A 25,169-nucleotide genomic window follows, 5' to 3' on the forward strand; every position below is an offset into this window, starting at 1 on the left:
CTGAATTAAAAGAGGTTTTTAACGATGCTTGGATACACGCCTAATAACAAGGTACCTAGCGTACAAGCCCACATCGCAAACTTCACTAAACCAGGTAACTCGATACGCTCGATATCTCCTTCTTTAAAGTAGATCGCAATGATTCCTTTGAAATAATAATAAACCCCTACCGCAGACATCACAATCGCTAAGATCACAGGATAGTATACGTGGCGATTAAAGATGTCAGAGAAGACGAAGAATTTACCCCAAAAACCTGCCGTCAACGGAATCCCCGCTAAAGACAATAAGGCGATGGTAAAGCAGAAGGCTAAACCTGGATTTTGTTTGGCTAAACCTTCAAACGAACTGAAGTTCTCTGGTTTCTCGGTACGTCCTGTTTGGTATTCCGCGACTAACATTACAACACCGAAGGCCACTATGGTCGCTAAGGTATAGGATAATGAATAATACAAGATGGTAGATGGCGTGCTCGCTTGATTCGCGCTCACCGTTAATAACATATAACCCGCGTGTGAAATACTCGAATAAGCTAACATACGTTTCGCTGATTGTTGGTACACCGCTGTGATGTTTCCGACTAAAAGCGTCAACATGCTGATGTAGTATATGGGGTATACCCACGTTCCGTACATGGTGCCAAACGGCCCCGAAAGCAATTGGTACAAGGCCGCAAAACTAGCTGCTTTTACTACCGTCGACATAAACATCGTAAAGATAGTAGGTGCTCCTTCGTACACATCTGGAGTCCAGAAGTGGAATGGTGCTGCTGAAATCTTAAATAAGAAACCGACTAAAATCAATAATACCCCGATTGATAAAAACACGGGAGTTGATTCTGGTGGTGTATTCGCGATGGCTACCGCAATGTTTGCTAGATAGAAAGAACGTGTGGCGCCATATACTAAGGTAATCCCGAAAAGCAAAATACCCGTCGCGAAGGAGCCCATCAAGAAGTATTTCAAGGCCGCCTCGTTCGAACGTAAATTACGCTTGTCTGAACCTGTTAATACATACATCGCAACGGAAAGGATTTCTAAACCCACAAAGAACATAATCAAGTGGTCGAATGAAACCATTAAAATGGCTCCTACAACCGAGAACAATAGAATCGCGTAGTATTCTGCTGGATGCGTGTGCTCTTCGTCGATGCCAAAGCCTTTGGAAAAACTAACCACCATAAAGGCCGCTAATTGAATGATTAAGCTGAAGCTAATCGACGTATTCGTGGTGTGGAACATGTGTCCATACCATAATAGTTCATGGTTCCAGTCCAAAGCCGTCAAAGCCATACTGCCCACTAAGAATAATAGTGTCGCAGCTTGGATGGATTTTCTGGAAAGCCAAAAGCCCAAAAATAAATTTAAAATACCTAGAAGTGATAATGCAATGATAGCCGTCATAATGCTTTTTAATACTATTTTATTTGAACCATTGGATTAATTGCTGAACCGCTGGCTCACTAAAACCTAAAACTGTCGATGGGAAAATTCCGCCTAGAATAACCAAGGCGCTCAAAGGAATTAACACCGCTTTCTCTGCAAACGTTAAGTCTGCAAAATCAGCCGTGATGCGTGACACATTTCCGAACATCGATTTCTGAATCAAACGCAACGTATACACCGCACCCAAGATGATGGTAATGCCGGCGATGATGCCTAGGGTCAAGTTTTGGTCAAATACACTTTTCAATAACATAAACTCCCCGACGAAACCATTCGTTAATGGTAACGCCACTGATCCTAAACTCAAGATCACAAAAGTGACCGTCAAAGGATACGAGAATTGGGTTATACCCCCTAACTGAGCGATTTCTCTTGACTTCGTTCTGCGCTCAATGATTTCAATCACGAAGAATAAACCAATAATATTGATACCGTGCGATAACATTTGGTACAAGGCTCCTTGAATACCTTCAATGCTTCCCGATAAAATACCGGCAGACATCAAGCCCACGTGCGCAAAGGAAGAATAGGCTAATAAGCGTTTCGCGTCTTTTTGTTGGATGGCGATGATCGAACCGTAAATCACGCCGATTACTGATAAGATGGATGCCGTTAATCCCCATGTCGCTACGCCTAATGGGAACATTGGTAGTACCAGACGAATCACGCCGTACGTTCCCATCTTCAACATAATACCCGATAATAACATCGTTCCTTGTGCAGGAGCCACAGTATAGGTATCCGGTTGCCAGGTGTGGAATGGGAAAACCGGCATTTTGATGGCGAATGCCAAAAAGAAGGCCGCAAATAAATACCCTTGTTGGTCAGCGCTTAAGCCTTTTGCTGTTTGATACAATACCTCCATATCCGCTGAGTGAAACTCGCCAGGTGTTTGTAAATACACATATACTAAAGCGATTAAGAAGAATAAAGACCCAAACAAGGTGTATACAAAAAACTTAAATGTAATTGCATTTTTGTTTTCGCCGCCATAAATCGCTGCTAAGAAGTAAATCGGTAATAAGGACGCTTCGAAGAAGAAATAAAACAAGAACGCATCTTTCGCTAAGAACGCTCCCATTAAGGTCGTTTGCATGGCTAACATCAAACCCTGGAATTGAGCGTTGTTTGCGCGATCTGTATTTGCCGTAGTCGCTACGATGAACGGAACTAACAAGGCACAAAGTCCGATTAAAACGCCGCTGATTCCATCCACATACAGGGAAAAGGATAAACCCGCTTCCGCTACCCAAGGAGCAGAAAAGGAAACAGGGTTAAGGCTAGCTTCTTGTAGAACAAAGGCGGTGGCCGCTAATTCAATAATGGAGGCCGCTAGAGAAATAGCGAACGCGTTCTTTGGCTTGAAGATCAACAAAGCTGACCCAATCAAAAGCGGAAATAAAAGTATAAATAGTAGATACATAGCTATGTGGCGATCGGATTATGGAAGGATCGTACTTTTTAAACTAACAAATAAGATGACAACGATGGCCGCGACCATGCAGAATAGGTAGATGCCTACATTTCCTGTTTGGGCTCTGCGGAACTCGCTCGAAGCATATTTCACAAAACGACCTAAACCCTCTACGAACAAGTCGATCACTAAAAAGTCGATCACTTGGAAGAAGAAGTTCGATAAGAAAGCGATAGGCTTCACAAACAGCATATCGTATAATTCATCGATGTAGAATTTGTGGTAAATCACTTTTTGGATACCTGAGATTTCTGCGTCTTCAGATGGTACTGATTTCTGCATGCCAAAAACGTAGATGGCTAAGAAGGCTGGCAAGAATGCCGCTAAAAGTGGTGCACCACCTTCTAAACTCAAGAAGTTGACTTCTCCCGCTTCGCCAGCTTCTGGCAATAAGGGCGCTAACCAATGCGCTAAGAATTCATTTCCACCTGCGAAATGAGGTAGGTTGATTAAACCGCCACCCACAGAGAATACCGCTAAAATAATCAACGGTAAGGTCATCGTGATAGGCGATTCATGTAAATGATGTGCTTGTTTTTCCGTTCCTCTGAACTCTCCGTAGAAAGTCAAAATGAATACACGGAACATATAGAAAGAGGTCAAAGCAGATCCCAAAATCGCTAAACCCCACATCACTGGATCGTGGTGGTATAGGCTCGCTAAGATTTCATCTTTCGAGAAGAAACCCGCGAAAGGAGGAATACCCGCAATCGCAATCGTTCCTAACATAAACGTAATGAACGTGATAGGCATCTTCGATTTTAACCCGCCCATACGGCGAATATCTTGTTCGTCTGACATCGCATGAATCACAGAACCAGCGCCTAAGAAAAGAAGGGCCTTAAAGAACGCGTGTGTCATCACGTGGAAGAACGACGCCGTATACGCTGAAGCACCTAAGCCCATAAACATATACCCTAACTGGGATACAGTCGAATAGGCAAGGACTTTTTTTATATCGTTTTGGAAAAGACCAATCGCAGCGCCTAACAAGGCTGTAGCTAAACCAATCCAACCCACAAAATGCAATACTTCTGGGCTTAATTCAAACAAGGCATTCGCACGAATCACCATGTAAATACCCGCCGTCACCATCGTCGCCGCGTGAATCAAAGCCGAAACCGGCGTAGGACCCGCCATCGCATCTGGAAGCCAAGTAAACAAAGGAATTTGTGCTGATTTACCCATCGCACCGATGAATAAACAGAAAGCGATGATGCTTAAATCAGTTGTATAATCGCCACTTTGGATGGCAGTGAAAATCGTTTGGTAATCGGTTGTTCCGAAATCCTGGATCAATAAAAAGATCCCTACTAAGAAACCTAAATCACCAATACGGTTCATAATAAAGGCCTTGCGCGCTGCATCTCCGTAAGAATTCTTTTGGTTCCAAAACCCGATTAACAAGTACGAACACAAACCTACGCCTTCCCATCCGATGAATAAAACCGTGAAGTTTGCGCCTAAAACGAGGATTAACATAAAGAACACGAACAGGTTCAAGAAGGCAAAAAACTTGCCAAAACCCGCATCATGGGACATATACCCTATCGAATACACGTGAATCAAGGTGCCCACTCCCGTAATAACAAGGAGCATTAAGATCGACAACTGATCGATTTGGAAGGCAAATGGGATCTCTAAAGAACCTACTTTGATCCAATCCGCGATGGGAAGAATTTGTGCCTGACCGTCGAAATTCAAGAATAACTGAAGTGATAAGGCGAAGGCAACCAAGGGAGGAATTGTTCCAATGATGCCCGCAATTTGCTTCGGTAATTTCGGGTACGCTAAACCATTAATAGCAAAGCCTAATAAGGGTAATAGTGGAATGAGGAATAGTAAAGACATATTAATTGGGCGGAATAGGGCGCTTAATTAGTTTTTCAATTTGTTAAGAACACCGATATCGATGCTTTGGATATTTCGGTAAATCATCACGATAATCGCTAAACCAACAGCTACTTCTGCTGCGGCCACGGCCATAATGAAGAATACGAAAATTTGACCGGCTGGGTCAGAATAGTAGGAAGAAAAGGCCGCTAACAACAAGTTAACGGCATTTAACATTAATTCGATCGCCATAAATACGATGATCGCATTTCTACGTGTTAATACGCCCAAAATACCAATGCAAAACAAAGCTGAGCTCAGCATAATGTAATGGGTTAATGGAATCGTACGGATAATTTCGGGTATTGATTGCATAGTCTTAAATAATAACAAAGGCTTCAGGCAAAAGCCTGTCCAAAAAATGCATTTATGCGAGGCAAAAATACGAAAATATCTGATAGCCTCGACATCAAAAATGCCTTAACGCTGAAAACCTTGCAATTTTATTTCGGTCAGTTTGCGCTTGGTGTCCATCGGGAAATCACCCTTCATCATCCAGTCGTAATAAGACGGATCAGACTTCAATACATCGAGTACAGGTCTACCGATGTGTTTGCCAAAATTAAAGCAAGCCACTCGCTCTTTATTGTAGGCCATGCGGTTAGCGTAGTCAATTGAATTCGAGGCACTTAGTTCGTGTAGCTTGTCCATGTCGTTTTGGATCGGGAATACTTCTTTTCCTTCTGCATCCTTGATCGACTTGTTCGCATAGTGTTTCACCTGCGCGTTCAGTACTTCTAAAGTCGCTAACACATCCGCCTCAGCTCCGTGTGCTCCGATTAATTCTTTGCCACAGTAAAATTGATAAGCAGCGGTTAAATTACGCGGCTCCATTAAATGGAAAATGCGTTGCGCATCCACTAATTTTCTGTTTTTCATATCGAAATCCACCTCAGCGCGTAGCATTTCCTCTACCAGCATAGGCACATCGAAACGATTGGAGTTAAAGCCAGCGAGGTCACAGCCGTCTAAAAAAGTGGAAAGCGAGCGAGCCACCATTCGAAAAGTAGGTTCGTCTTTCACATCTTCATCATAGATGCCGTGTACTAAAGAAGCTTCTAAAGGAATCGGAATACCAGGATTCACGCGACGCGTTTTTACCTCCACGGTTCCGTCTAGATTCGCTTTGGCAATGGAAATTTCCACAATGCGATCGCGGTTAATCTGTATCCCCGTCGTCTCTAAATCGAAAAATGCGAGAGGTCTCTTTAGCTGTAATTGATGTTCCATAGGATATTTTAAAATGGGCTAAAGCAAAGGTAAGTTATTATTACCTTTGTTACATGAATTTTAGCCCGAAAGCACTTTTTTTTGACTGGGATCACACGCTGTGGGATCACGACTTAAATGCCAAAGAAGTTTTACTTGATTTAGCCACCGAATACCGCCTTACGATTGAGCCAGAGAGTTACTGGAACACCTTTGAAAAAATCAATAATGGGCTTTGGGACCAATACGCGGCAGGCGAAATATCGCAGGCGGAATTAAGGGAGACGCGCTTTGTGCGCTTTTTTCAAGAACTGCGTGTTGAAGGTCCTGCGGAAGAATTTGGCGATAAATACCTCGAGCGAGCACCTCGGAAGACGAATTTGATGCCGGGCGCCTTTGAAGTTATTCAAGACTTAGCAGCCCATTTCCCCTTGTACATTCTGACAAATGGTTTCGATGATATTCAATACGTGAAGATTGAAGGCGCCGGTATGCGCTCCTTTTTTCAAGAGATTATCACATCGCAGCAAGTTGGCACGAAGAAACCGAATCCGTTATTTTATGAATATGCTTTAGAACGCGCAGGTATTCAGCCTGGAGAGGCGCTGATGATCGGGGATCACGTGGAGGCTGATGTCAGGGGAGCATTGAACGCGGGAATTCCAGCGATTCATTATAATCCGTTTTCGATAGAAACGGATTTGCCACACGAAATCCAGCATTTGGATGAATTGAGGAGCTTACTCGAAAATCGATAATTGGTTATCGCTCGATTTACGGTCAAAAATCTTCTTGTCTCGAATGAATTTCTTGTTCTCTTCTAAGAACAAGATGAATTTTTCGATCTGGTCGTATTGGAAACTGAAATCGATATTTTTTACATCGTAAGATTCCACATACACCTGTTTGAAGTCCGTAATAACGTAGTCTAGGCGCTCAATACCGTATTTCTGTAGACCTAATAAATACAGGTTTTGGTGGTTAGTCAAAAAGCGATTCGGCTCGTAATAGGCCGTACTTTTTAAGTCAAAAGCCACCGAATCACCTACGCCATCAATGTAGCCGTAGATTTGCGCGTTCTTATAGCGCGATTCTACGTAAAACTGGGTTTTGTATTTGGCGGGTAATAATTCGCGCGCTTGATCGATGATTCCCTCCGCAAATGCTTCTTCGTTTTCACCCAAAGTCACCGCTCGCTCAAAATCAATCCCTTTTTGTTGCGCATTCGTCGTAGGTTTGCGCACGCGGTTGATGCGATCGATTAGCTCGATTTCATCCACGATGATTTTGCCATTTCCATCCCGGGATTGGCTCACATAGAGGTTAAAGGAATTTAAAAGCGTGGGATATAAGCGGTAAATCATGCTGCAATTTATTGAATTTGGAGGCGAGTCACAATTTCGTCTTCGATTAAATGCGATTTTGTGATCTCTGCTACATCTGCTACTTGCACATTGCCGTAGAATACGCCTTCTGGATACACGACCATCGTAGGTCCTTTGCCACAGAAATCAAGGCATCCTGATTTCTGGACGCGGATTTTAGCCGTTCCACCTTGGGCTGCATAGCTCGCGCGGAAAGCGTCTACTAATTCCATTCCGTGGCCTGAACCGCAACATTTTTTAGGGGCATCTTTGTCATTAGCGCAGATAAATACGTGTTTTTCGAAGTGCATATAATTAGCTATTAAGAATTAAAACGATGGGGCAATGATCGGAATGTTTGACATCCGGTAGGATAGAGGCGTGTTGGATTTTTTCTGCCAAAGCCTCAGATACCATCTGATAATCAATTCGCCAGCCCAAGTTTTTGCCACGAGCTCCCGCGCGGTAGGACCACCAGCTGTAGTGGTGAGGTTCTGTGTTAATCGCTCTAAAGGAGTCCACAAATCCGCGGCTCACGAATCCGTCCATCCATTCGCGTTCTTCTGGCAAGAAACCAGAGCTATTCGCGTTGCCTTTCGGGTTATGAATGTCAATCGCTTTGTGGCAAATATTGTAATCGCCGGCAATGACTAAATTCGGAAATTCAATCTTGAGGGCGTTAATGTAGTTTTGAAAATCGCCTAACCAGTCCATTTTGAAGGCTTGTCTTTCATCGCCGCTGGAGCCGGAGGGCATGTAGACGCTCATCACCGAAAATCCGTCGTAATCAGCACGTAATACGCGACCTTCGGCATCGTATTTATCGATACCGCAACCCACTGATACGTTATTTGGCCTGATTTTACTAAAAATGGCTACACCAGAATAACCTTTTTTCTGAGCCGAATGCCAATAAACCTCATAGCCCAAAGCGAAAATTTCGCTCAAGTCAACTTGTTCTACTTCCGCCTTCAATTCTTGAATGCAGACGATATCTGGATTTTCCTCTTGAAGCCAAGAAACAAATCCTTTGGTCATTGCGGCACGAATGCCGTTCACGTTATAACTAATGATCTTCATTCGGGAATACCTCGGTTTTGAAATAATGAATGATGTGTGCTTTTAAGAGGATTTCTTGCTCTTTCAAAGGCAGTGATGGAATTCCTTGTACATTTTCCCAATGTGGCCAACCTTCCTCATCCAAGCCATCCAAACGGTAAAAATCGCTATAGCTCAATACCTTACAAGTGGCGATGTGTAGGAGATCTTGCTTTTGTTCTTTCGTAAAGTGCGCGTGACCCTGACCTAATTCTTGGACACCGATCAATAACAAAATCGGTTCCATTTCAGTGGGGCGTTTGCCAAACGAGTTTTCGAAAAAATCGAGAATCATCTCCCATTCTTCTTTCACTACTATCGGCTCGAATTCCATAATGGGGTTGAATTTAATGAGATGCAAATTAGCCACAAAAAATGATTAATTGCCGTAGATGTCGTAATTTTGAAAACCAATAACCAAAAAATCAGTTTATAAAATGCATTCAATTGCACAAAAGCGTACATTCTCCACTCATACCCCTCTTAAACGGACCTTTAAAAAAATGAAATCCTTCTCTATTCCCTCTTTGTTCAAGAGTAATTTGATTGGTCGGATTAAAGAGGCCCGTCGCGTTCAAGATAAATTAAAAAAAGACTTTACCCCGACCCACTTGGATTTTGGGCCAGTTGAAATTTTATTATCGAGGCATTTTGGTTTTTGTTACGGCGTGGAGAATGCAGTAGAGACGGCCTATCAGATTATCGACCAAAATCCGGATAAACGCATTTTCTTATTGTCAGAAATGATTCATAACCCTGCTGTGAATGCAGATTTAGCGGATCGAGGGGTGCGTTTCATTCAAGACACGCATGGGAATCAATTAGTAGAGTGGTCGGAGTTGAGCTCGAATGATGTGGTGATCGTGCCTGCTTTTGGTACCACTTTGGAGACCCAAGCCATCTTACAATCCCGCGGAATTGACCCCTATGCCTACGATACGACTTGCCCTTTTGTGGAGAAGGTATGGAATCGGGCGGACGCAATAGGTAAAAAAGACTATACCGTGATTGTGCACGGAAAACCAAGCCACGAGGAAACAAAGGCTACTTTCTCGCATTCACAATCTGTGACACCCACCTTGATTATCAAGGATATCAAGCAGGCGATTGCTCTAGCGGCCTATATCAAGGAAGAAAAATCAGCAGAGGAGTTTTTTGCAGAGTTTGATGGACAATATTCTGAGGGTTTTAATCCGGTGAATGATTTAAAACGCATTGGTGTGGTCAATCAAACGACGATGTTAGCGACGGACACACAGGAAATCGTGGATTATTTACGTCAAATCATTCGTCTGCATTTTCAATTAGCCCCTGAAAATATCAAAGATTATTTCGCAGATACGCGTGATACGCTTTGTTACGCCACAAATGATAACCAGAGTGCTACCTATGGCTTATTAGCTGAAGAGGCTGATTTTGCCATTGTTGCCGGTGGTTATAATTCCTCGAATACAGCGCACTTGGTGGATTTATGTGTGGAGAAATTACCGACCTATTTTATTAAGAACGCGGAGAAATTGATTTCTGCAGATCAAGTATTGCATTTTGATAATGTGGCCAAAGAAGAAAAAACGACTCAGGCGTTCATTCCTACGAAAGAGAAAACACGCATTTTGTTGACCTGTGGAGCTTCTTGCCCAGATGCGGTGATGGAAGAAATCTTACGTAAACTCGTATCCTTTTTCCCAGGAGCCAAGGACGTAGACGAAGTGGTTAATACGAATCTACAATCTTCTTAACGGCAGGCAAATAACCCTCTCCGAATAGATTGACGTGCACTAAAAGTGGGTATAGATTGTACAAAGGTATGCGTTCATGGAATCCTTTTTCAATCGGAAAATTCGCATTGTATGCCTCATAAAACGACTCGTCAAACCCTCCAAACATGGTCGTAAAGGCTAATTCAGCCTCCCTGAAACCATAATAGCAGGCAGGATCCACGAGCGTAATTAATCCCTGCGGATTTGTCATGGCATTTCCAGACCAAAGGTCCCCGTGAATTAAAGCAGATTTTTCGTTCGGTAGGAGGGAAGGCAATTTTTCGAATAGGGTTTCAAATTTAGCCTCTAATTCAGCATCGATTTTACGATCATAGATCGCTCTCGCTAATTGGTTGCGCAAGCGATGTTCGATAAAAAAGGCAATCCCATTCTGATTCCACGTATTGATTTGCGGAGCAGCTCCGATGAAGTTCGTGTAATCGAGTCCGTGCCCGCTTTCAGACGTATTTTTATGCAATAAAGCTAGCTTCTCCCCAAAATCCACCCAGTAATTAGCTGCCTTTTCTCCCGATGGAATACATTCCATCATCAAGTATTCCTTTTCCTCCATCGTTCCCGTGCCCATAACGCTGGGCACTGAAATAGAAGAAGTTTTTCCGATTAAATCTAGGTTTTTCGCCTCCGCATCAAACAAACCTTGGTGATCTCCTTGGTTCCATTTGATGAAGTATTCGTCCGCATTTTTCAATTGTACACGCACCGCCAAGTTAAAATTCCCACCGTAGAAAAATTCTAAGTCCTTCACCTCGGTATTTTCCCCTACATGATGCTGGATAATTTTATCAATAAACTGGTATTGTGCTTGCGTTTCAGTGGACATAGGACAAAATTACCTTATTTTCTTTTAAAAAGCGGAACCGTGCTGCAGGGTTCTCCAAAAAACAGGCTCTTCGCCACCGGTTGCAATAATTGCGTGATTTTCAAATAGGCCTCGGTAGGAACAGATTCTTTTGAGCAACCTTTGATGACGATTTTGGCATCCTGGAAATTTGCAGGCTTTATCTTCGCCAAAGCCTGCTCAAACAAAGTCTTTTCTAAATCTGCCAGATTCCCGAATACGAGTGTTTTTGCAAAAGGAGTCAATTGAACCCCCAATAACATATAGGCCCAGGTGGGGATAATCGCATCTTCACTACAACCTACCGCCACGTGTTTGCCGGTATAGGTCGACCAATCTTGGCCAGCGATGAATTCTCTAAAATCTTTCTCGCGTAAGGCGATGCCTTGGAATAATTGCTCCTTGATGTCGATGAAAACACGATCACCCGGAACGCGCAGATCTTCTAGGTCGATTTGCGTCAGTCCACTTTGGTTAACTCGGTTAATGATTTCCTCTGCCATCTTACAAGGATTTAAGTTTCGGTTTAGTGCCCATATACTCTTTTAAATAGTCTGGCTCTTTGGTAACGAGGTTTTCGAATTTTTGGTTCAAAAAAGCCTCGTGGGCTAAGTTTCCCATATATTGAGCCTCAGGTAATAAAGGCCCATCGAGAAATGTGATAGAGGAATGCGTACAGCTTTCTTGCCATTTCGCGGACCCATTCCCAAAAGCCACAACAGGCGCAAAAGTTTGAAATGACTCCTGGTTTAGAATATGCGCTTCTTGTGGAGACACTTCTTCTAGTGCTGCTGTATAAACGGCTGCATAGACTTCCATTCTGCGCGCATCTAACATGGGTAAAAGTAGCGATCCGGCGGGTGCATCGACTGCGGAGGCCAAGACTCGTAAAGTGGGCAAACAGATCAAAGGCTTGTCCAAAGCGAAGCAAATTCCTTTCGCCGTCGCTAAACCGATGCGTAAGCCAGTATAAGATCCGGGTCCGTTTGAAACGGCCACGGCGGATAGTTCAGCTAGCGTGCGACCCGCAGTCTTCATCACTTTTTCAATCAAAAGGGTCAGCGATCTGGAATGAGAGCCCTCCTCATCCACTAATTCCTGCGTGATCAATTGCCCGTTTTCGTGGAGGGCAACGGAACAGTTTTGGGTTGATGTATCTAGACTTAGGATAAAACTCATTTCAAAGCGCTAATTAATTCCACACCCTTTAAAAGGCTAGGATCGTGTTCAAAAGACCATTCATTAATCCCTTTTTTTAGGTAATAATGGTGCACTATTTCTTGTTCTAATAACGCCGAAATCACTTTTTTGTTTGCCTGTAGCTCTTTCGCGATGGAAGAATCCCATTCCGGCTTGATTTTCTCCAGGGTCGCTGTCAAGTTCGCATACAAAGGATCTTTTTGTGTTTCTTTCAGCACATCGCGCATCTGTTTCTCTAACGGACTCTCGTATTTGAATTGGCTCGCTTTCACCCATTGCACGAATTCCTCGAATTCAGCTTCCGTTAAATGGAAGTTAGCTGCCGCCGCTATAGAAGCGTGCTTTAATCTGTATAGGCGGGCATATTGGAAGAAGATTTTCTCTTTTAATAATTGCTGTGTAATGCTGTTCGCCTGAGGTCTGCCCACTAAAACATCGGGTTCGATTCCACCACCCGCATTGACTTTCCGTCCGTTACGCGTTTTAAATTCACGCTTCGTCGTGTCCTTCTTTTCAGAGTAATCGATGGCTTGAATGCAGCGGCCGCTTGGAATGTAGTATTTCGCGGTGGTGATTTTGATTTTCGCTCGATAAGGTAACTCGCGCGTTACCTGAACCAGACCTTTCCCAAAACTCCGCTGCCCCACAATCGTCGCCCGATCATAATCCTGTAAAACGCCCGCCACAATCTCGGCTGCTGAAGCGGAGTTTTGATTGATTAAAACGACGACGGGAATCGATGTATCCCAGCTCGGATTCAAGGCCTTGTAAGTTGCATTCCACTCTTGTAATTTGCCCTTAGTACTCACGATGGGCGTTTCTTTGTCTAAGAAGAGATTGCAAATATCTACTGCTTGGGTCAATAAACCACCTGGATTATTGCGTAAATCCAATATCAACTTCTTCATCCCCTCTTTCTTCAATTGAAAGAGGGCCGCCTTCATTTCTTTGGTAGCTGATTGATTAAATTCTTCTAATTCGATGTACCCGATGCCCGGACGAATGATGCCTGCATAGCCCACATTCTTGATTTGAACAGTTGAGCGGTTGATGGTTAATTTCAACTGCGCGTCCCCCCGTTTTATTTCTGCGACTAATTTACTGTCTTTCGGGCCTTTGATTAATAGACCCGGGTCTGATTCTTCAGTGATCTGATTTCCATTGATGGAAAGGAGTTGATCACCTATTTGCAATCCCGCTTGCAAGGCAGGGCTAGCTTCGTCTACATACGTAATGTAATAGCCTTTGTTCACCCACGAAGCGCGAATGCCGATACCTTCGTATTTTCCCGTGGTAAGGGTGGTGAATTCGTCCAAATCTTCTTCTGGATAATAGACCGTGTAAGGGTCTAATTCACCCAGCATTCCGTCGATGGAGTTCTGTACGACCTTGTTAGGGTCGATGGGATCCACGTAGAATTGATTGAGTTCTTTGATGACGCTGGCATAGATATCCAGGTTTTTGGCAAGGTCAAACAATTGGTCCGCCCGGCTAAATGCCCACAAGCCCATGCCCAAAAACACGAAAAGGCTTATTTTAACTAGCTGCTTCATTCGCTTGGGTGAATTTGTCTAAAATGGCGGCCATTTTCTTGTGAATTTTGTCTGAGGGTTCAATCGTAGAACCAATATAGACAAAAGCCAATACATCTGGAAGTTTTGCTTTTCCTTCTACTTGAAAATGAGGTTTATTCAGACGGTATGCCTCGCGGATGCGACGCTTGAGGGTATTTCGATCCACGGCTTTATTAAATCGACGCTTGGGAACCGAAATCAAAATCTGAGGTTGCTCGAGTCCGGGCTCGAATGTATTCTCTCTAATGTATAAAACACGAAAAGGATAGACAAACCGTTCTTCAACGACTCGACTATCCTTCTCGAATAAGGAATCAATAATCTTAATGTGCGTTAGACGCTCCGATTTAGAAAATGTAAATTTCAAAGCAGGAATACTAAGTGTACAACAATAGCAAACCAGAAATCTTCTTTTCTAAGATCTATGGCTTATTTGCCTCTTTTTTCGTCTGAAACAGTCAACTTGTGACGTCCTTTAGCACGACGGTTTGTCAATACGCGACGACCGTTTGCCGTAGACATACGCTCACGGAATCCGTGTTTGTTTTTTCTCTTACGTACAGAGGGTTGAAAAGTTCTTTTCATTTCTTTATTTGTTAAAGCAGCCCATCATTTCGATTGGGGCTTGCAAAGGTAAAACAAAATATTTATTCATCAAGGTTCATAGCTTGTGGGCCTTCACCTGACAGGTCCTTAAACCTTGATTTCTACGTCTACTCCTGAAGGCAATTCTAATTTCATCAAAGCATCTACTGTTTTAGCAGAAGAAGAGAATATGTCGATTAGACGCTTGTAAGTACATAATTGAAATTGCTCACGTGCTTTCTTGTTAACGTGTGGTGAACGTAAAACAGTGAATTTCTCAATTTTTGTTGGAAGAGGGATAGGTCCAGAAACAACTGCTCCTGTAGCTTTTACCGCTTTAACGATTTTCTCTGCTGATTTGTCTACCAATGAGTGGTCAAATGACTTCAGCTTAATGCGAATTTTTTGATTCATATAAGATGGTTCTTTAAATGATTAAGCAGCGAAAGAACCATTTACTCCGCTACTTAAATTAATTAGGACTGCAAAAGTACAGAATGTCACTTAATTATACAAGCCCTAAAATTTAGTTTTTTCTAGAGCACCTTGTTTTTCAGCTAAATAGCTCGCCTGCGTGGCTTGGTAAAGGGCGGGATTTAATTTCCGTAGTTTTTCTCTCGCCTCATCCGCATAGCTTATTTCGCCCATTTTGAGTGCCTGCAAAGCATAGATAGGATAAAAAGCCGGGTTCTGTTCATTCCATTGTAAGGCGGCCAGCGCTGCCTCATACCCTTTTTTTGCTGGTACTAGCGGAAGCGCCTGTTGTAAAACCGGAATTTGAAAAGGGTGTTTTTCTAACATCACAAGTGCATTCGCACGTGAAATCACAGGCGTCTTCGATGGAAAAGCCGTCGCATATTTCCAAAAAGCCAAAATGCCCGTCATTCCCGAACCCTGCGTTGTGTCCGCCGCGATGGAAAGATTCAGTTGGTTTAAGGCGACTAAAGGTTTGGCATGATAAAAGGACTGCCAAGACTTCAATAGTTCTAGTTCTGGGAACATTTCACCTAGCGTTCGTTGCCAGCCTGTCAGGTCATACATAGGGGCTTTCCCCTTCCAAAATACCAGGCCATTATATAAGTAGACCAAATCACGCAAATCCGCGGTTGGAATAAAAGCAGGATTCATCGGTGCGGTAGGAACTCCAGCTGCTAGTAAGTTCGCTTGGATGGCTAGGTCCTCAGCTGGATCGAATTCCGGTTTTTGTTTGCGGTATACGACGTCAGAATATAATTTATTGGCTTTATAAAGAGGATTCTCAGGCTCTAAAAAAAAAGCGCGATCGTAAAAATAGACCGCCGAATCTGGCAGAGCCAGTCTTTCGTATTGCAAGGCCAGCTGCGTAGCAATGCGCGGATTAGCAAGATCACTTTTTTGCAAAGTAAATAAAGCATCAAAAGGACGGTTTTCTGTGGCGAATACATTTGCAAGCGCTACCGATAGAGCGGGATCGCGATTGATACTTTGGCTCGCTGCTACATAATAAGCGAAGGCCTCCGTGTCGCCAGCTTGCTGCGCGAGGGCGGCTAGACTGAGGTTGCTTTTACTATTTAGTCGGCTATGCAACGTGGCATTCTTGTAATGGATTTCAGCCATTTGTGTGTCGCCCACGAAAACAGACACATCACCCGCATAATTTTCTTTCGCCGCCATTCCTTGATGGTAGGCGCCTGAATTAAACGCAAATACGGCGCCCACACTTAAAATAAGCACTCCGATTTGAATCAAGTGCAGTGGAAGTAAAGCGGCTTTGTGAATGACTTTGTGAATGGGAAGGTTTTTAGTCAGAAGTGGGCCAAAATTCCGGTAAATAAACAACGGAAAAAGAAGCCCCATCACTACCTGGTTAATTAAGCTCCAGCTTTCGATCGCCTGAATGCCTGGCGTGTTTGCGTGCCATAAAAGTGGAATCAGTGAAGAAAGCCCCAGAAGACTTATTCCCAATAGAGCTTTGTTGTCCTTGTTTTGGTATACATACAAACCTACAGCTAAAATCACCCAGGTAAATGCTGGAATCGCCGTCCGTACTCCTAAGTCAAAACGCTGATTACTAAAGGTCAATAGCAAATTAATCCCCCAAACTAAACCCAGAATGGTACGATTCTTCTTCGAACTGGACACATGGGAACCATGCGATAACCCCAGCAAAAAGGAGGGAATAGCCGCGGCGCTCAAAACGGATAGGCCGGCAAGAGCTACAAGGCTCAAGCTGAAAATTTGTCCACTGATGATCTGCGATAAAGCTGGAAAAGAGGCGTCAGACAACGTAAAGGCTACGATTCCAAGCCAGAGGGCGGCCCCTAAAATAGTTTGCCAGACGGGTAAAAACGAAAAAAGTGCCACCCCTAAACCGAGCAAAGCAAGGACGAATCCAATCATTTCTGCTGTTGCGCTAAGTGATGCCGCCTGTATTTGGAAGTTTTGACGAATGAAATAGACGTTCATATGCAAATCCTGACCGGCTTGCGTGTCCACGACCTTGTTTAAGGGAATCATTTCAGAGACTTCGACCCACGTAAAAGTCGCCATACCTCCTGCTATCCACAGCCCGCCAATCGCTACGAACACCACGGCAATCGCGTAAAAAAGGCTTTTTGAAAAAGAGGGGCGAGTCAAGCGCATATTTTGGTCCAAAAATTGAATTCCTAAATTTCACACAAACTACGATTCATTCAAAGAAATTGCCTGATTTTGGCAAAAAATAGTTGAAAAATACTAATTTGTGTTTTGGTAAATTCGAATTATCAGGCTAATTTTGCAGTCCGAATGTATTAGCATTCGTGAACTAATACAAAATCGTAGTTTTTTAGCTAACAAATTAAAATTCAAATGGCAAACGCAGTTAACAAAGGAAAGGTTGCGCAAGTAATTGGACCCGTTGTCGATGTGAGCTTCGAAGGTGAAGGATCACATTTACCAGCGATCTTGAATGCTCTTTCAGTAACGAAATCAAATGGTCAAACGCTTGTTCTTGAGGTGCAACAGCACTTAGGAGAAGATCGCGTGAGAACAATTGCGATGGAAGGAACGGAAGGACTTCAACGTGGACAAGAGGTAATCGATAAAGGTACGCCTATGACGATGCCTACAGGTGAGGGAATTAAAGGTCGTTTGTTTAACGTAGTAGGGGATGCCATCGATGGTATCGCTCAACCTAAGTCTGACAAAGGATTGCCTATCCACCGTGCTGCGCCTAAATTTGATGAATTAGCGACAACAACTGAGGTTTTATTCACAGGAATTAAGGTGATCGACTTGTTAGCACCTTATGTAAAGGGTGGTAAAATTGGTTTATTCGGTGGTGCCGGTGTAGGTAAAACTGTATTGATCATGGAGTTGATTAATAATATTGCCAAAGCATACGAAGGTCTTTCGGTATTCGCCGGTGTAGGTGAGCGTACTCGTGAGGGTAACGACTTATTACGTGAGATGATCGAGTCAGGCGTTATTAAGTATGGTGAGGAATTTAAGCACGCGATGGAAGCAGGCGAGTGGGATCTATCTAAAGTAGATCAAACAGAACTAGCGAAATCTCAAGCCACTTTAGTGTTCGGTCAAATGAACGAGCCTCCAGGAGCACGTGCACGTGTAGCTTTATCAGGATTAACCGTGGCGGAACACTTCCGTGATGGCGATGGCGAAGGTCAAGGTCGTGATATCCTATTCTTTATCGATAACATCTTCCGTTTTACACAAGCGGGTTCTGAGGTATCTGCCCTGTTAGGTCGTATGCCATCTGCGGTAGGTTACCAACCAACCTTAGCAACAGAAATGGGTGCGATGCAAGAGCGTATCACATCTACGAAGCGTGGTTCAATTACATCGGTACAAGCGGTTTACGTACCTGCCGATGACTTAACGGATCCAGCTCCGGCAACAACGTTTGCCCACTTAGATGCGACTACGGTATTATCTCGTAAGATTGCTGAATTAGGTATCTACCCAGCGGTGGATCCATTAGATTCTTCTTCACGTATTTTATCTGCGGAAGTATTAGGTGATTCTCACTACAATACGGCGCAACGTGTGAAGGAAATCTTACAACGTTACAAAGAATTACAAGATATCATCGCGATCTTAGGTCTAGATGAATTATCTGAAGAAGATAAATTAGTCGTTTCTCGCGCTCGCCGTGTACAACGTTTCTTGTCACAACCTTTCTTCGTGGCTGAACAATTTACAGGCTTAAAAGGCGTTCTTGTAGACATCAACGATACGATCAAAGGTTTCAATGCGATCATCGATGGTGGATACGATCACCTTCCAGAAGCTGCTTTCAACTTAGTAGGTACTATTGAGGATGCAGTGGTAAAAGGAGAGAAATTATTAGCTGAGGCTGCTAAATAAAGAAAATTATGTTTGTAGAAATTATTACACCGGATCGTAAAGTTTTCTCTGCAGAAGCATCTGTAGTGACTTTGCCTGGCGTTAATGGTTCCTTCCAAATTTTAAATGACCACGCAGCGATCGTTTCTACTTTAGCAAAAGGAGAATTAACGGCTGATAAAGAGGTCTTCCAAATCGAAGGAGGAGTTGTTGAAGTTTTGAATAATCGAGTACTTGTTTTAGCCGAAGGCGTTAACTAACATTCTCATGAAAAAACTTGCCATTTTAGTATTTGCTACGGTCTTATTTAGTTCTTGTTCAGAGAAGGCCTTTTTAACAGGATCTATTCTAGCAACGGTAAAGGAAAGTAATATTCCTTTGAATAAGATTCAGTTCTATAATGACAATGGCTTGATTTTAGAAAGAGAGATGAGTTCAACGGACGCGAACGTGAAAGCGGGAGCCTTAGTCTTCAAAAACGGCAAGTCGATTAACCGCGTGAGTTTAGAGAAACAAACTCCGGGTGCTTTATTGAAGGAAGAAGGAGATAAATTGTATGTTTCTTTTGACAATCCTGCGAAGGAGTCGAATAGCTTGATCTTTGCGCCTGTTTTAGGGGAACGCGGAGAGTATTTCTATCAGCTAGTGGATGAAACAGGAAATTCTACTATTTCTCGTTTGAACTTCGAAGGTAGCAAGTATTTGGTCTACAATGAGAAATACGAAGGTTTGACGAAGTCAGTGACCAAAACGCCTCGCGTTCGTCTAATGATCATGAAGTCTTCCTTGAATGGCTTGAAAGTGAATTCGAAAAGAATGAAGGGTAATCGGGTTCAATAATCGATTGCTTTTATCGGAATTTGAAAATAGGATGCTTGCATCCTATTTTTTTTTAGCTCATTTTTGTCCAAAGGTAGGGTAGCATACCTTATTTCGCATACAAATGTAGGGTTCCAATGAAAGCAGAAGAAACAATTGATTTTCATATTAAGACCGGTTGGTACGCCATCAGCCGGATGTACAACACCTATTCTGCTCAGTTTGATATGACGATGGCCATCGGCTATGTATTGTTGCATATTGATAAAGATGGAACACCTGCCACAAAGATTGCACCGGCTCTGGGCTTAGAGGCGAGGTCTTTGACCCGTATGTTAAAGACCCTAGAGGATAAGAAGTGGATTCAGCGTTCTGCGAATTATGAAGATAAGCGGGTGGTGAAGATTTTTTTGACGGAAATTGGGAAAAAGAAACGTGATCAGGCTCGAAAGGGAGTGATTGCCTTTAATAAGTTAATCTACGACCGCGTGGAGCCGGAAAAATTAGCCGTATTTTTTGAAGTGATGTCTACCGTTAATCAAGTAATGGAGGAGGATGCAGGAGAAATTTTAAAAACAATCTAGAAAAAAACGTATTTCGGGATACGGATATTAAAGGAGATCCTTATTTTTGCTCGATAATTAAACAAAAACTGCGTTATGAAAAAACTACTCTTGGTATTCGCAATGATGCCCTTCTTATTTACCTCTTGTGTAGGAAAGAAGAAATTAGCGGATTTGGAATCACAATTAACTCAATTACAAGCATCTAGTAGTTCAGCTTTATCTAAATCAAAAGCGGACTTGTCTGATTGCCAATCTCTAACAGCTAGCCTTCAAGGGGAATTAAAAAAGAGAGATACGGATTTAGAAGCGAAAAATGGTCAATTGAAAGCTTTGCAAGAGCAATTGGATTACTTCAAAAAGACAAATACAAACTTGTTAGATCGTTTATCCGATCTTTCGGTTATCAACAAATCAGGTGCTGAAAGTATCCGCAAGTCATTAGATGCCTTGAACGAACAAGGAAAATACATCAAAGACTTGAACTCATCTATCCAACGTAAAGATTCAATGAATTTATCATTAGTAATGAACTTGAAGCGTTCATTAGCTGATGTGAATGATGAAGATGTGACGGTAGAAGTGAAGAAAGGGGTTGTTTATATCTCAATCTCTGATAACTTGATGTTTGCTTCAGGTAGTGCAGTAGTAAACGCGAAAGCGGTAGCTGTGTTAGCGAAAGTAGCGAAAGTGTTAAACGATCACAAAGAGCTTGATGTATTAGTAGAAGGTCACACAGATACGGTGCCTATCTCTACTGATTGTATTCAAGATAACTGGGATTTATCTGCTAAGCGTGCTACTTCTGTGGTTCGTGTCTTGCAAACTAAATTTGATGTGGATCCTGAGCGCTTAACTGCAGGTGGACGTGGCGAGTACGAGCCAGCATCAGCTAACAAAACATCTAAGGGACGTAAGCAAAATCGCCGTACGGAGATTATTGTAACGCCTAAATTAGATCAGTTCTTCAGCTTAATGACGCCACAAGCGAAATAAGCTAGTTGATACTAAATGAAAAGGGCCTCGATGAAAATCGAGGCCCTTTTTTTATGGGATTCTTTAGGCTAACTGCCCGCGGACTAGATCTAGTTTTCTTCTGGAAACAGGGAGGGATTGGTTGAGTATTGTTTTGACCGTCTTAGTCTCATTTAAATCGTGGCTTAGCACATTCACCTTGTTGACAAGATAGGACTTGTGGATACGAAGGAAGGTGCCTAGGCGCAATTGTGACTCGAACTTCTTGAGTGTCTTCGCCATTAAGATGGTTTGACCGTTCTTCAAAAAAATCGTGGTATAATTCCCTTTGCCTTCAATGCTCACGATGTCGTCTACGGGGCATTGGTCTATTCCGGGAATTTTCAGGTGTTTTCTCATTAGCACGTATTTACTAAATGTAAACCTAGTGTATTTGAACTGAACCTATGAGAAAGAATTATTTAGCGGTTAGTGTATTTATTTAGCGGTCAGCCTGTGCTTGAACTAAGGGCATAAAAAAAGAGGTCTTTTGCAAGACCTCTTTTCGATGTAGCGGGGGCCAGACTCGAACTGACGACCTTTGGGTTATGAGCCCAACGAGCTACCAACTGCTCCACCCCGCGATATAATTGGGAGTGCAAAGATGCACGTTTCTTTCAGAAAAAACAAGTATCTTTGTAGAAATTATTCTTGCCGATCCTTTTTTAGGCAGATTTTACGTTACATTTCTATGACCCCAGAACACAAAGCAGGATTTATCAGTATTATCGGAAAACCCAACGTGGGTAAGAGTACGCTGATGAATGCATTAGTGGGGGAGCGACTTTCGATTGTGAGCTCGAAGGCGCAGACGACGCGTCACCGGATTTTGGGGATGCTGAACGGAGAGCATAAGGGTACTGAATACCAGATTGTTTACTCAGACACACCTGGGGTTTTGTTGCCTAAATATGAACTGCATAAGTCCATGATGCAGTTTGTGAAAAGTTCTTTAGAGGATGCGGATGTGGTGTTGTATGTGACGGATGTGTTTGATGAATTTGAAGATTTGGACTTTTTGACCAATTGGAAAGATTTCACAGACACGCCTATTCTTGTTTTATTAAACAAGATCGATTTAGTCTCTATGGAAAAGTTAGAGGAGAAGGTCGCGTATTGGCAGGGGATTTTTCCTGGCAAGCCGATTATCCCTATTTCGGCGTTGGAATCGGTTCATTTGGACCAAATTTTTAGCCACCTCATGGAGCATTTACCCGTTCATCCGCCCTTTTTTGATAAGGAGGAGCTGACGGATAAGCCAGAAAAGTTCTTTGCCTCCGAGATTGTTCGGGAGAAGATTTTCTTGAATTATAAAAAAGAGATCCCCTATTCTTGCGAAGTAGTGGTGACTTCTTTCAAAGAGGAGCCTACCATTTTGCGTATCGCTACAGAGATTTATGTCGAAAGGGTATCGCAGCGTGCGATTATCATTGGGCATAAGGGGGAAAATATCAAGAAAGTGGGAATTCAGGCGAGAGAGGATTTAGAGAAGTTTTTTGGTAAAAAAGTATTTTTAGAGCAGTTTGTCAAAGTGGAGCCAGATTGGCGTGCGAAGACGGACAAGCTGCGTTCATTCGGGTATTCACTCGATTAATTTAACAACGAATGTCAAATATTATTGCAATTGTGGGGCGTCCCAATGTAGGGAAATCTACTTTGTTCAATCGCTTGATCGAACAAAAGAAAGCTATCATGGACAATTTGTCCGGGGTGACGCGCGACCGCCATTATGGTTACGGTCAATGGACAGGACGTTTCTTTACCGTCATTGATACGGGAGGATACGTACATGGATCCGAAGATAAATTTGAGGGAGCAATACGTGAGCAGGTAGAATTAGCCATTGAAGAAGCGGCAGTTTTATTGTTTGTAGTTGATTGTTCTACGGGTTTAACGGATTTAGATAAGGATTTTGCGAACGTTTTACGTCGTTCGAAGAAGCCGGTAATTTTGATCGCAAATAAAGCCGATACACACGAGAAGGCATATGCTGCGGCTGAATTTTATGAGTTAGGCTTAGGTGATCCCTTTGCGATTGCCGCTGAAAGTGGAAGTGGAACGGGTGATATGCTCGATGTGATGGTTTCTCATTTTAAAGATGAAGGAATCGAAAATCCAGAATTAGGTATCCCGCGCGTGGCGATCTTAGGTCGTCCTAACGTAGGGAAATCCTCTTTCTTGAATGCTATCTTAGGTAAAGATCGTTCGATTGTGACGGATGAGGCTGGAACTACGCGGGATGCGATTCAAAATCACTACACGATGTTTGGGAAGGATTTCATCATCACGGACACGGCCGGTATTCGTCGAAAAGCGCGTATCGACGATAACATCGAGTACTACTCGGTTTTGCGTTCGATGAAGGCTTTAGAGGAATGCGATGTGGCGATTATCATCATCGATGCGACCACGATCGATCCATTAACGGGATTAGAGGCGCAGGATATGAACATTGTCAGCATGGCGGACAAAGCGAAGAAAGGAATTGTTTTGATGATTAATAAGTGGGATTTAGTGGCGAAAGACACGAATACCGCGATTCAATTAGAGAAGGCAATCAAGGAGCGTATGGCGCCATTGAATTACATGCCTGTGATCTTTACTTCGGTCATGGAGAAGAAGCGTATCTTCCAAGCTTTGGAGTTAATGCTAAAGGTATACGAAAACCGTACACAGAAGATTTCTACCTCGAAATTAAACGATGTGATGTTAGATGTGATTGCGAGTTATCCGCCTCCCGCTTGGAAAGGAAAATACATTAAGATTAAATACTGTACGCAGGTTTCGACACCGTATCCTACGTTCATTTTCTTCTGCAATTTACCGCAGTACATCAAGGAAAGTTACGAGCGTTACTTAGAGAATCAGATGCGTAAAGCGTTTAATTTAGAAGGAACGCCTATTTCTCTATTCTTTAGAAAGAAATAGTTGCTGTATTTGGGAGAGGCTGATGAAACCGATTTGGCCTCTTCCACCTACACCATAAATCCGATCTCCCAACTGACAGATGTTGTGGTAGGGACTTTTGCCTAAGCTAATCCAACGCTTCGTTTTAGGGTCAAAAGCTGAGCTCTCCGCCGGCCCGGATAAAATCCAATACGGCGCTGCCCACAGCATTTTTTCGACATAATACCCCGGTGCACCTGCGACTGGAGACCAAGTAGTTCCGCCATTCTTGCTTTCTAAAACGGGTACAGGCCCCTCTTTAATACGGGCATAATTTCCTCCGGCAATCCATAGATTTTTCGCATCGCGAACGCCTAGACTAAAAAATCCGGTTCCTTCGCCGCCGGGAATTTCGGCAAAAATGCTTTCCCAATGTAGCGCATCTTTACCGTGCAAAACCCGCGCCTTTTCGCCACCTCCGGTCACGATGTAATAGCCCTTTTTTGTCTTCTGTAAACTAGAGCCACTGGCTGCGAATGCGGCTTCTCCTTTTTGTAAGTCCGGATGATTTATCGGATTCAATAATTCGTAGGAACGTCCTTTATCGCTGATGCGAATCAAGCCATAGAATGGGCCCGCAGGGTCAGATAAAATCAATCCTTGATTGCCTTCCCAAAGAATGGCATCAAAGAAATAGCCCTTCTCTTTGATTTGGAAGGCTAATTCCCAGCTTTTTCCTCCATTCTCTGTGCGGAAAATCTTGGCTGCTCCCTGCTCTGCCGGGCCTGCGCTCATGAGTAAAACGGTTTTTTCGCCGAGTATCGCTAGATCTCGGAAGTCCAAAGAATCTGCTCCCGGAACCCGCGAAACGGAAAAGTGTTCGCCTCCATCGCTCGAGTGAATCACGGTTCCGCGCGTTCCACCTATCCAGATGTGAGAACCAAAGGATCGAATCGCTCTGAACGAGGCTTGGGTATCTAGGGAGAGGGAATTCCATTGGCTGAAGCTTTGGAAAGCGCCTAAAAATAGGAGGGCGAAGAGTAGGATGTGTTTTCTCATTGGTATATCGGTCTGCAAATTACGGATTTTGGCAAATAATG

General features: G+C 43.2%; 28 protein-coding genes and 1 tRNA gene. 9 read left to right on the top strand and 20 right to left on the bottom strand.

Translation table 11 applies throughout. From position 1 onward, the window contains the following. Window positions 1–5: 5 nt before the first annotated feature. From G9X63_RS06530 to G9X63_RS06550, 5 genes are all read right to left on the bottom strand, one after another. Window positions 6–1,403, bottom strand: a complete 1,398-nt coding sequence (locus tag G9X63_RS06530) for an NADH-quinone oxidoreductase subunit N (RefSeq protein ID WP_252621990.1) — start codon at window positions 1,401–1,403, stop codon at window positions 6–8. 19 nt (window positions 1,404–1,422) lie between these two features. Continuing rightward, window positions 1,423–2,868: a complex I subunit 4 family protein gene (locus tag G9X63_RS06535; RefSeq protein ID WP_252621992.1), complete on the bottom strand. Its 1,446-nt coding sequence runs from the start codon at window positions 2,866–2,868 to the stop codon at window positions 1,423–1,425. 18 nt (window positions 2,869–2,886) lie between these two features. Next, window positions 2,887–4,770, bottom strand: coding sequence for an NADH-quinone oxidoreductase subunit L (gene nuoL / locus G9X63_RS06540; RefSeq protein WP_420840733.1), 1,884 nt, complete (start codon window positions 4,768–4,770; stop codon window positions 2,887–2,889). A gap of 27 nt (window positions 4,771–4,797) precedes the next feature. Then, window positions 4,798–5,127, bottom strand: a complete 330-nt coding sequence (gene nuoK, locus G9X63_RS06545) for an NADH-quinone oxidoreductase subunit NuoK (protein WP_130895356.1) — start codon at window positions 5,125–5,127, stop codon at window positions 4,798–4,800. Between the two features lie 105 nt (window positions 5,128–5,232). Then, window positions 5,233–6,042 carry a 3'-5' exonuclease gene (locus G9X63_RS06550; RefSeq protein WP_252621996.1) on the bottom strand — a complete coding sequence of 270 codons (810 nt, stop codon included), beginning with the start codon at window positions 6,040–6,042 and terminating at the stop codon, window positions 5,233–5,235. 53 nt (window positions 6,043–6,095) lie between these two features. On the opposite strand from G9X63_RS06550, the gene G9X63_RS06555 reads away from it, so the two are divergent. Then, window positions 6,096–6,779: a YjjG family noncanonical pyrimidine nucleotidase gene (locus G9X63_RS06555; protein WP_252621999.1), complete on the top strand. Its 684-nt coding sequence runs from the start codon at window positions 6,096–6,098 to the stop codon at window positions 6,777–6,779. Here the strand turns inward: G9X63_RS06555 and G9X63_RS06560 are convergent. From G9X63_RS06560 to G9X63_RS06575, 4 genes are read right to left on the bottom strand one after another with little or no spacing between them, the layout of a single operon-like run. Next, window positions 6,762–7,385, bottom strand: coding sequence for a hypothetical protein (locus G9X63_RS06560; protein ID WP_130895353.1), 624 nt, complete (start codon window positions 7,383–7,385; stop codon window positions 6,762–6,764). The genes G9X63_RS06555 and G9X63_RS06560 overlap by 18 nt on opposite strands. Window positions 7,386–7,393: 8 nt before the next feature. Further along, window positions 7,394–7,696 carry a (2Fe-2S) ferredoxin domain-containing protein gene (locus G9X63_RS06565; protein ID WP_130895352.1) on the bottom strand — a complete coding sequence of 101 codons (303 nt, stop codon included), beginning with the start codon at window positions 7,694–7,696 and terminating at the stop codon, window positions 7,394–7,396. Window positions 7,697–7,700: 4 nt separating this feature from the next. Beyond that, window positions 7,701–8,465, bottom strand: coding sequence for an exodeoxyribonuclease III (locus G9X63_RS06570; RefSeq protein ID WP_130922654.1), 765 nt, complete (start codon window positions 8,463–8,465; stop codon window positions 7,701–7,703). Continuing rightward, the gene (locus tag G9X63_RS06575) at window positions 8,452–8,817 is read right to left on the bottom strand and encodes a hypothetical protein (protein ID WP_130922655.1); all 366 of its coding nucleotides are present in this window, start codon (window positions 8,815–8,817) and stop codon (window positions 8,452–8,454) included. The genes G9X63_RS06570 and G9X63_RS06575 overlap by 14 nt, the downstream gene beginning before the upstream one ends. Window positions 8,818–8,920: 103 nt before the next feature. Here G9X63_RS06575 and G9X63_RS06580 point away from each other — a divergent pair, with 103 nt between their 5' ends. Continuing rightward, entirely contained in the window at window positions 8,921–10,222 is a 1,302-nt protein-coding gene (locus tag G9X63_RS06580) for a 4-hydroxy-3-methylbut-2-enyl diphosphate reductase (protein WP_276532673.1), read from the top strand. Here the strand turns inward: G9X63_RS06580 and G9X63_RS06585 are convergent. The 8 genes from G9X63_RS06585 to G9X63_RS06620 form a co-directional block, all read right to left on the bottom strand. Then, entirely contained in the window at window positions 10,197–11,084 is an 888-nt protein-coding gene (locus G9X63_RS06585) for a fructosamine kinase family protein (RefSeq protein ID WP_252622004.1), read from the bottom strand. The two genes, G9X63_RS06580 and G9X63_RS06585, sit on opposite strands and share 26 nt — an antisense overlap. Window positions 11,085–11,098: 14 nt before the next feature. Next, entirely contained in the window at window positions 11,099–11,605 is a 507-nt protein-coding gene (locus tag G9X63_RS06590; protein WP_252622007.1) for a DUF2480 family protein, read from the bottom strand. Between the two features lies 1 nt (window position 11,606). Further along, window positions 11,607–12,281, bottom strand: a complete 675-nt coding sequence (tsaB, locus tag G9X63_RS06595) for a tRNA (adenosine(37)-N6)-threonylcarbamoyltransferase complex dimerization subunit type 1 TsaB (RefSeq protein WP_252622009.1) — start codon at window positions 12,279–12,281, stop codon at window positions 11,607–11,609. After that, the gene (locus G9X63_RS06600) at window positions 12,278–13,855 is read right to left on the bottom strand and encodes a S41 family peptidase (RefSeq protein ID WP_252622011.1); all 1,578 of its coding nucleotides are present in this window, start codon (window positions 13,853–13,855) and stop codon (window positions 12,278–12,280) included. Before G9X63_RS06600 ends, tsaB begins: the two co-directional genes overlap by 4 nt. Next, window positions 13,839–14,243, bottom strand: coding sequence for a ribonuclease P protein component (locus G9X63_RS06605; protein WP_161566410.1), 405 nt, complete (start codon window positions 14,241–14,243; stop codon window positions 13,839–13,841). The genes G9X63_RS06600 and G9X63_RS06605 overlap by 17 nt, the downstream gene beginning before the upstream one ends. A 62-nt stretch (window positions 14,244–14,305) precedes the next feature. Next, on the bottom strand, window positions 14,306–14,461 hold the full coding sequence (gene rpmH, locus G9X63_RS06610; RefSeq protein ID WP_130895343.1) for a 50S ribosomal protein L34: 156 nt from the start codon (window positions 14,459–14,461) through the stop codon (window positions 14,306–14,308). 108 nt (window positions 14,462–14,569) lie between these two features. After that, window positions 14,570–14,875, bottom strand: coding sequence for a 30S ribosomal protein S10 (gene rpsJ / locus G9X63_RS06615; protein WP_130895342.1), 306 nt, complete (start codon window positions 14,873–14,875; stop codon window positions 14,570–14,572). Between the two features lie 105 nt (window positions 14,876–14,980). Beyond that, window positions 14,981–17,083, bottom strand: a complete 2,103-nt coding sequence (locus G9X63_RS06620; protein WP_252622012.1) for a tetratricopeptide repeat protein — start codon at window positions 17,081–17,083, stop codon at window positions 14,981–14,983. 207 nt (window positions 17,084–17,290) lie between these two features. Here G9X63_RS06620 and atpD point away from each other — a divergent pair, with 207 nt between their 5' ends. From atpD to G9X63_RS06645, 5 genes are all read left to right on the top strand, one after another. Continuing rightward, window positions 17,291–18,808 (top strand): F0F1 ATP synthase subunit beta, encoded by a 1,518-nt coding sequence (atpD, locus tag G9X63_RS06625; protein ID WP_130922663.1) that lies wholly within the window; start codon window positions 17,291–17,293, stop codon window positions 18,806–18,808. A gap of 8 nt (window positions 18,809–18,816) precedes the next feature. Continuing rightward, window positions 18,817–19,047 carry a F0F1 ATP synthase subunit delta/epsilon gene (locus tag G9X63_RS06630; protein WP_130895339.1) on the top strand — a complete coding sequence of 77 codons (231 nt, stop codon included), beginning with the start codon at window positions 18,817–18,819 and terminating at the stop codon, window positions 19,045–19,047. Between the two features lie 7 nt (window positions 19,048–19,054). Beyond that, window positions 19,055–19,627 carry a hypothetical protein gene (locus tag G9X63_RS06635; RefSeq protein ID WP_130895338.1) on the top strand — a complete coding sequence of 191 codons (573 nt, stop codon included), beginning with the start codon at window positions 19,055–19,057 and terminating at the stop codon, window positions 19,625–19,627. A 116-nt stretch (window positions 19,628–19,743) separates the two neighbouring features. Continuing rightward, complete coding sequence (locus G9X63_RS06640; protein ID WP_252622014.1) at window positions 19,744–20,190, top strand: MarR family winged helix-turn-helix transcriptional regulator; 447 nt, start codon at window positions 19,744–19,746, stop codon at window positions 20,188–20,190. Between the two features lie 75 nt (window positions 20,191–20,265). Then, window positions 20,266–21,165 carry an OmpA family protein gene (locus tag G9X63_RS06645; RefSeq protein ID WP_130895336.1) on the top strand — a complete coding sequence of 300 codons (900 nt, stop codon included), beginning with the start codon at window positions 20,266–20,268 and terminating at the stop codon, window positions 21,163–21,165. A gap of 63 nt (window positions 21,166–21,228) precedes the next feature. On the opposite strand, the gene G9X63_RS06650 is transcribed toward G9X63_RS06645, so the two are convergent. Both G9X63_RS06650 and G9X63_RS06655 read right to left on the bottom strand, forming a co-directional pair. Continuing rightward, a complete protein-coding gene (locus G9X63_RS06650; RefSeq protein ID WP_130895335.1) occupies window positions 21,229–21,543 on the bottom strand; it encodes a LytR/AlgR family response regulator transcription factor in 315 nt (104 codons plus the stop codon). 151 nt (window positions 21,544–21,694) lie between these two features. Then, a tRNA-Met gene (locus G9X63_RS06655) sits at window positions 21,695–21,767 on the bottom strand. 107 nt (window positions 21,768–21,874) lie between these two features. Here G9X63_RS06655 and era point away from each other — a divergent pair. Together era and der are read left to right on the top strand one after the other, a co-directional pair. Beyond that, on the top strand, window positions 21,875–22,777 hold the full coding sequence (gene era / locus G9X63_RS06660; protein ID WP_130895334.1) for a GTPase Era: 903 nt from the start codon (window positions 21,875–21,877) through the stop codon (window positions 22,775–22,777). 11 nt (window positions 22,778–22,788) lie between these two features. Continuing rightward, a complete protein-coding gene (gene der / locus G9X63_RS06665; protein ID WP_130922666.1) occupies window positions 22,789–24,111 on the top strand; it encodes a ribosome biogenesis GTPase Der in 1,323 nt (440 codons plus the stop codon). Here the strand turns inward: der and G9X63_RS06670 are convergent. Further along, a complete protein-coding gene (locus G9X63_RS06670) occupies window positions 24,091–25,128 on the bottom strand; it encodes a WD40/YVTN/BNR-like repeat-containing protein (protein WP_252622017.1) in 1,038 nt (345 codons plus the stop codon). The two genes, der and G9X63_RS06670, sit on opposite strands and share 21 nt — an antisense overlap. Window positions 25,129–25,169: the final 41 nt, after the last annotated feature.

Origin of the sequence: Aquirufa antheringensis (genome assembly GCF_023921165.1) — a bacterium.
Classification (GTDB): Bacteria; Bacteroidota; Bacteroidia; order Cytophagales; family Spirosomataceae; genus Aquirufa; species Aquirufa antheringensis.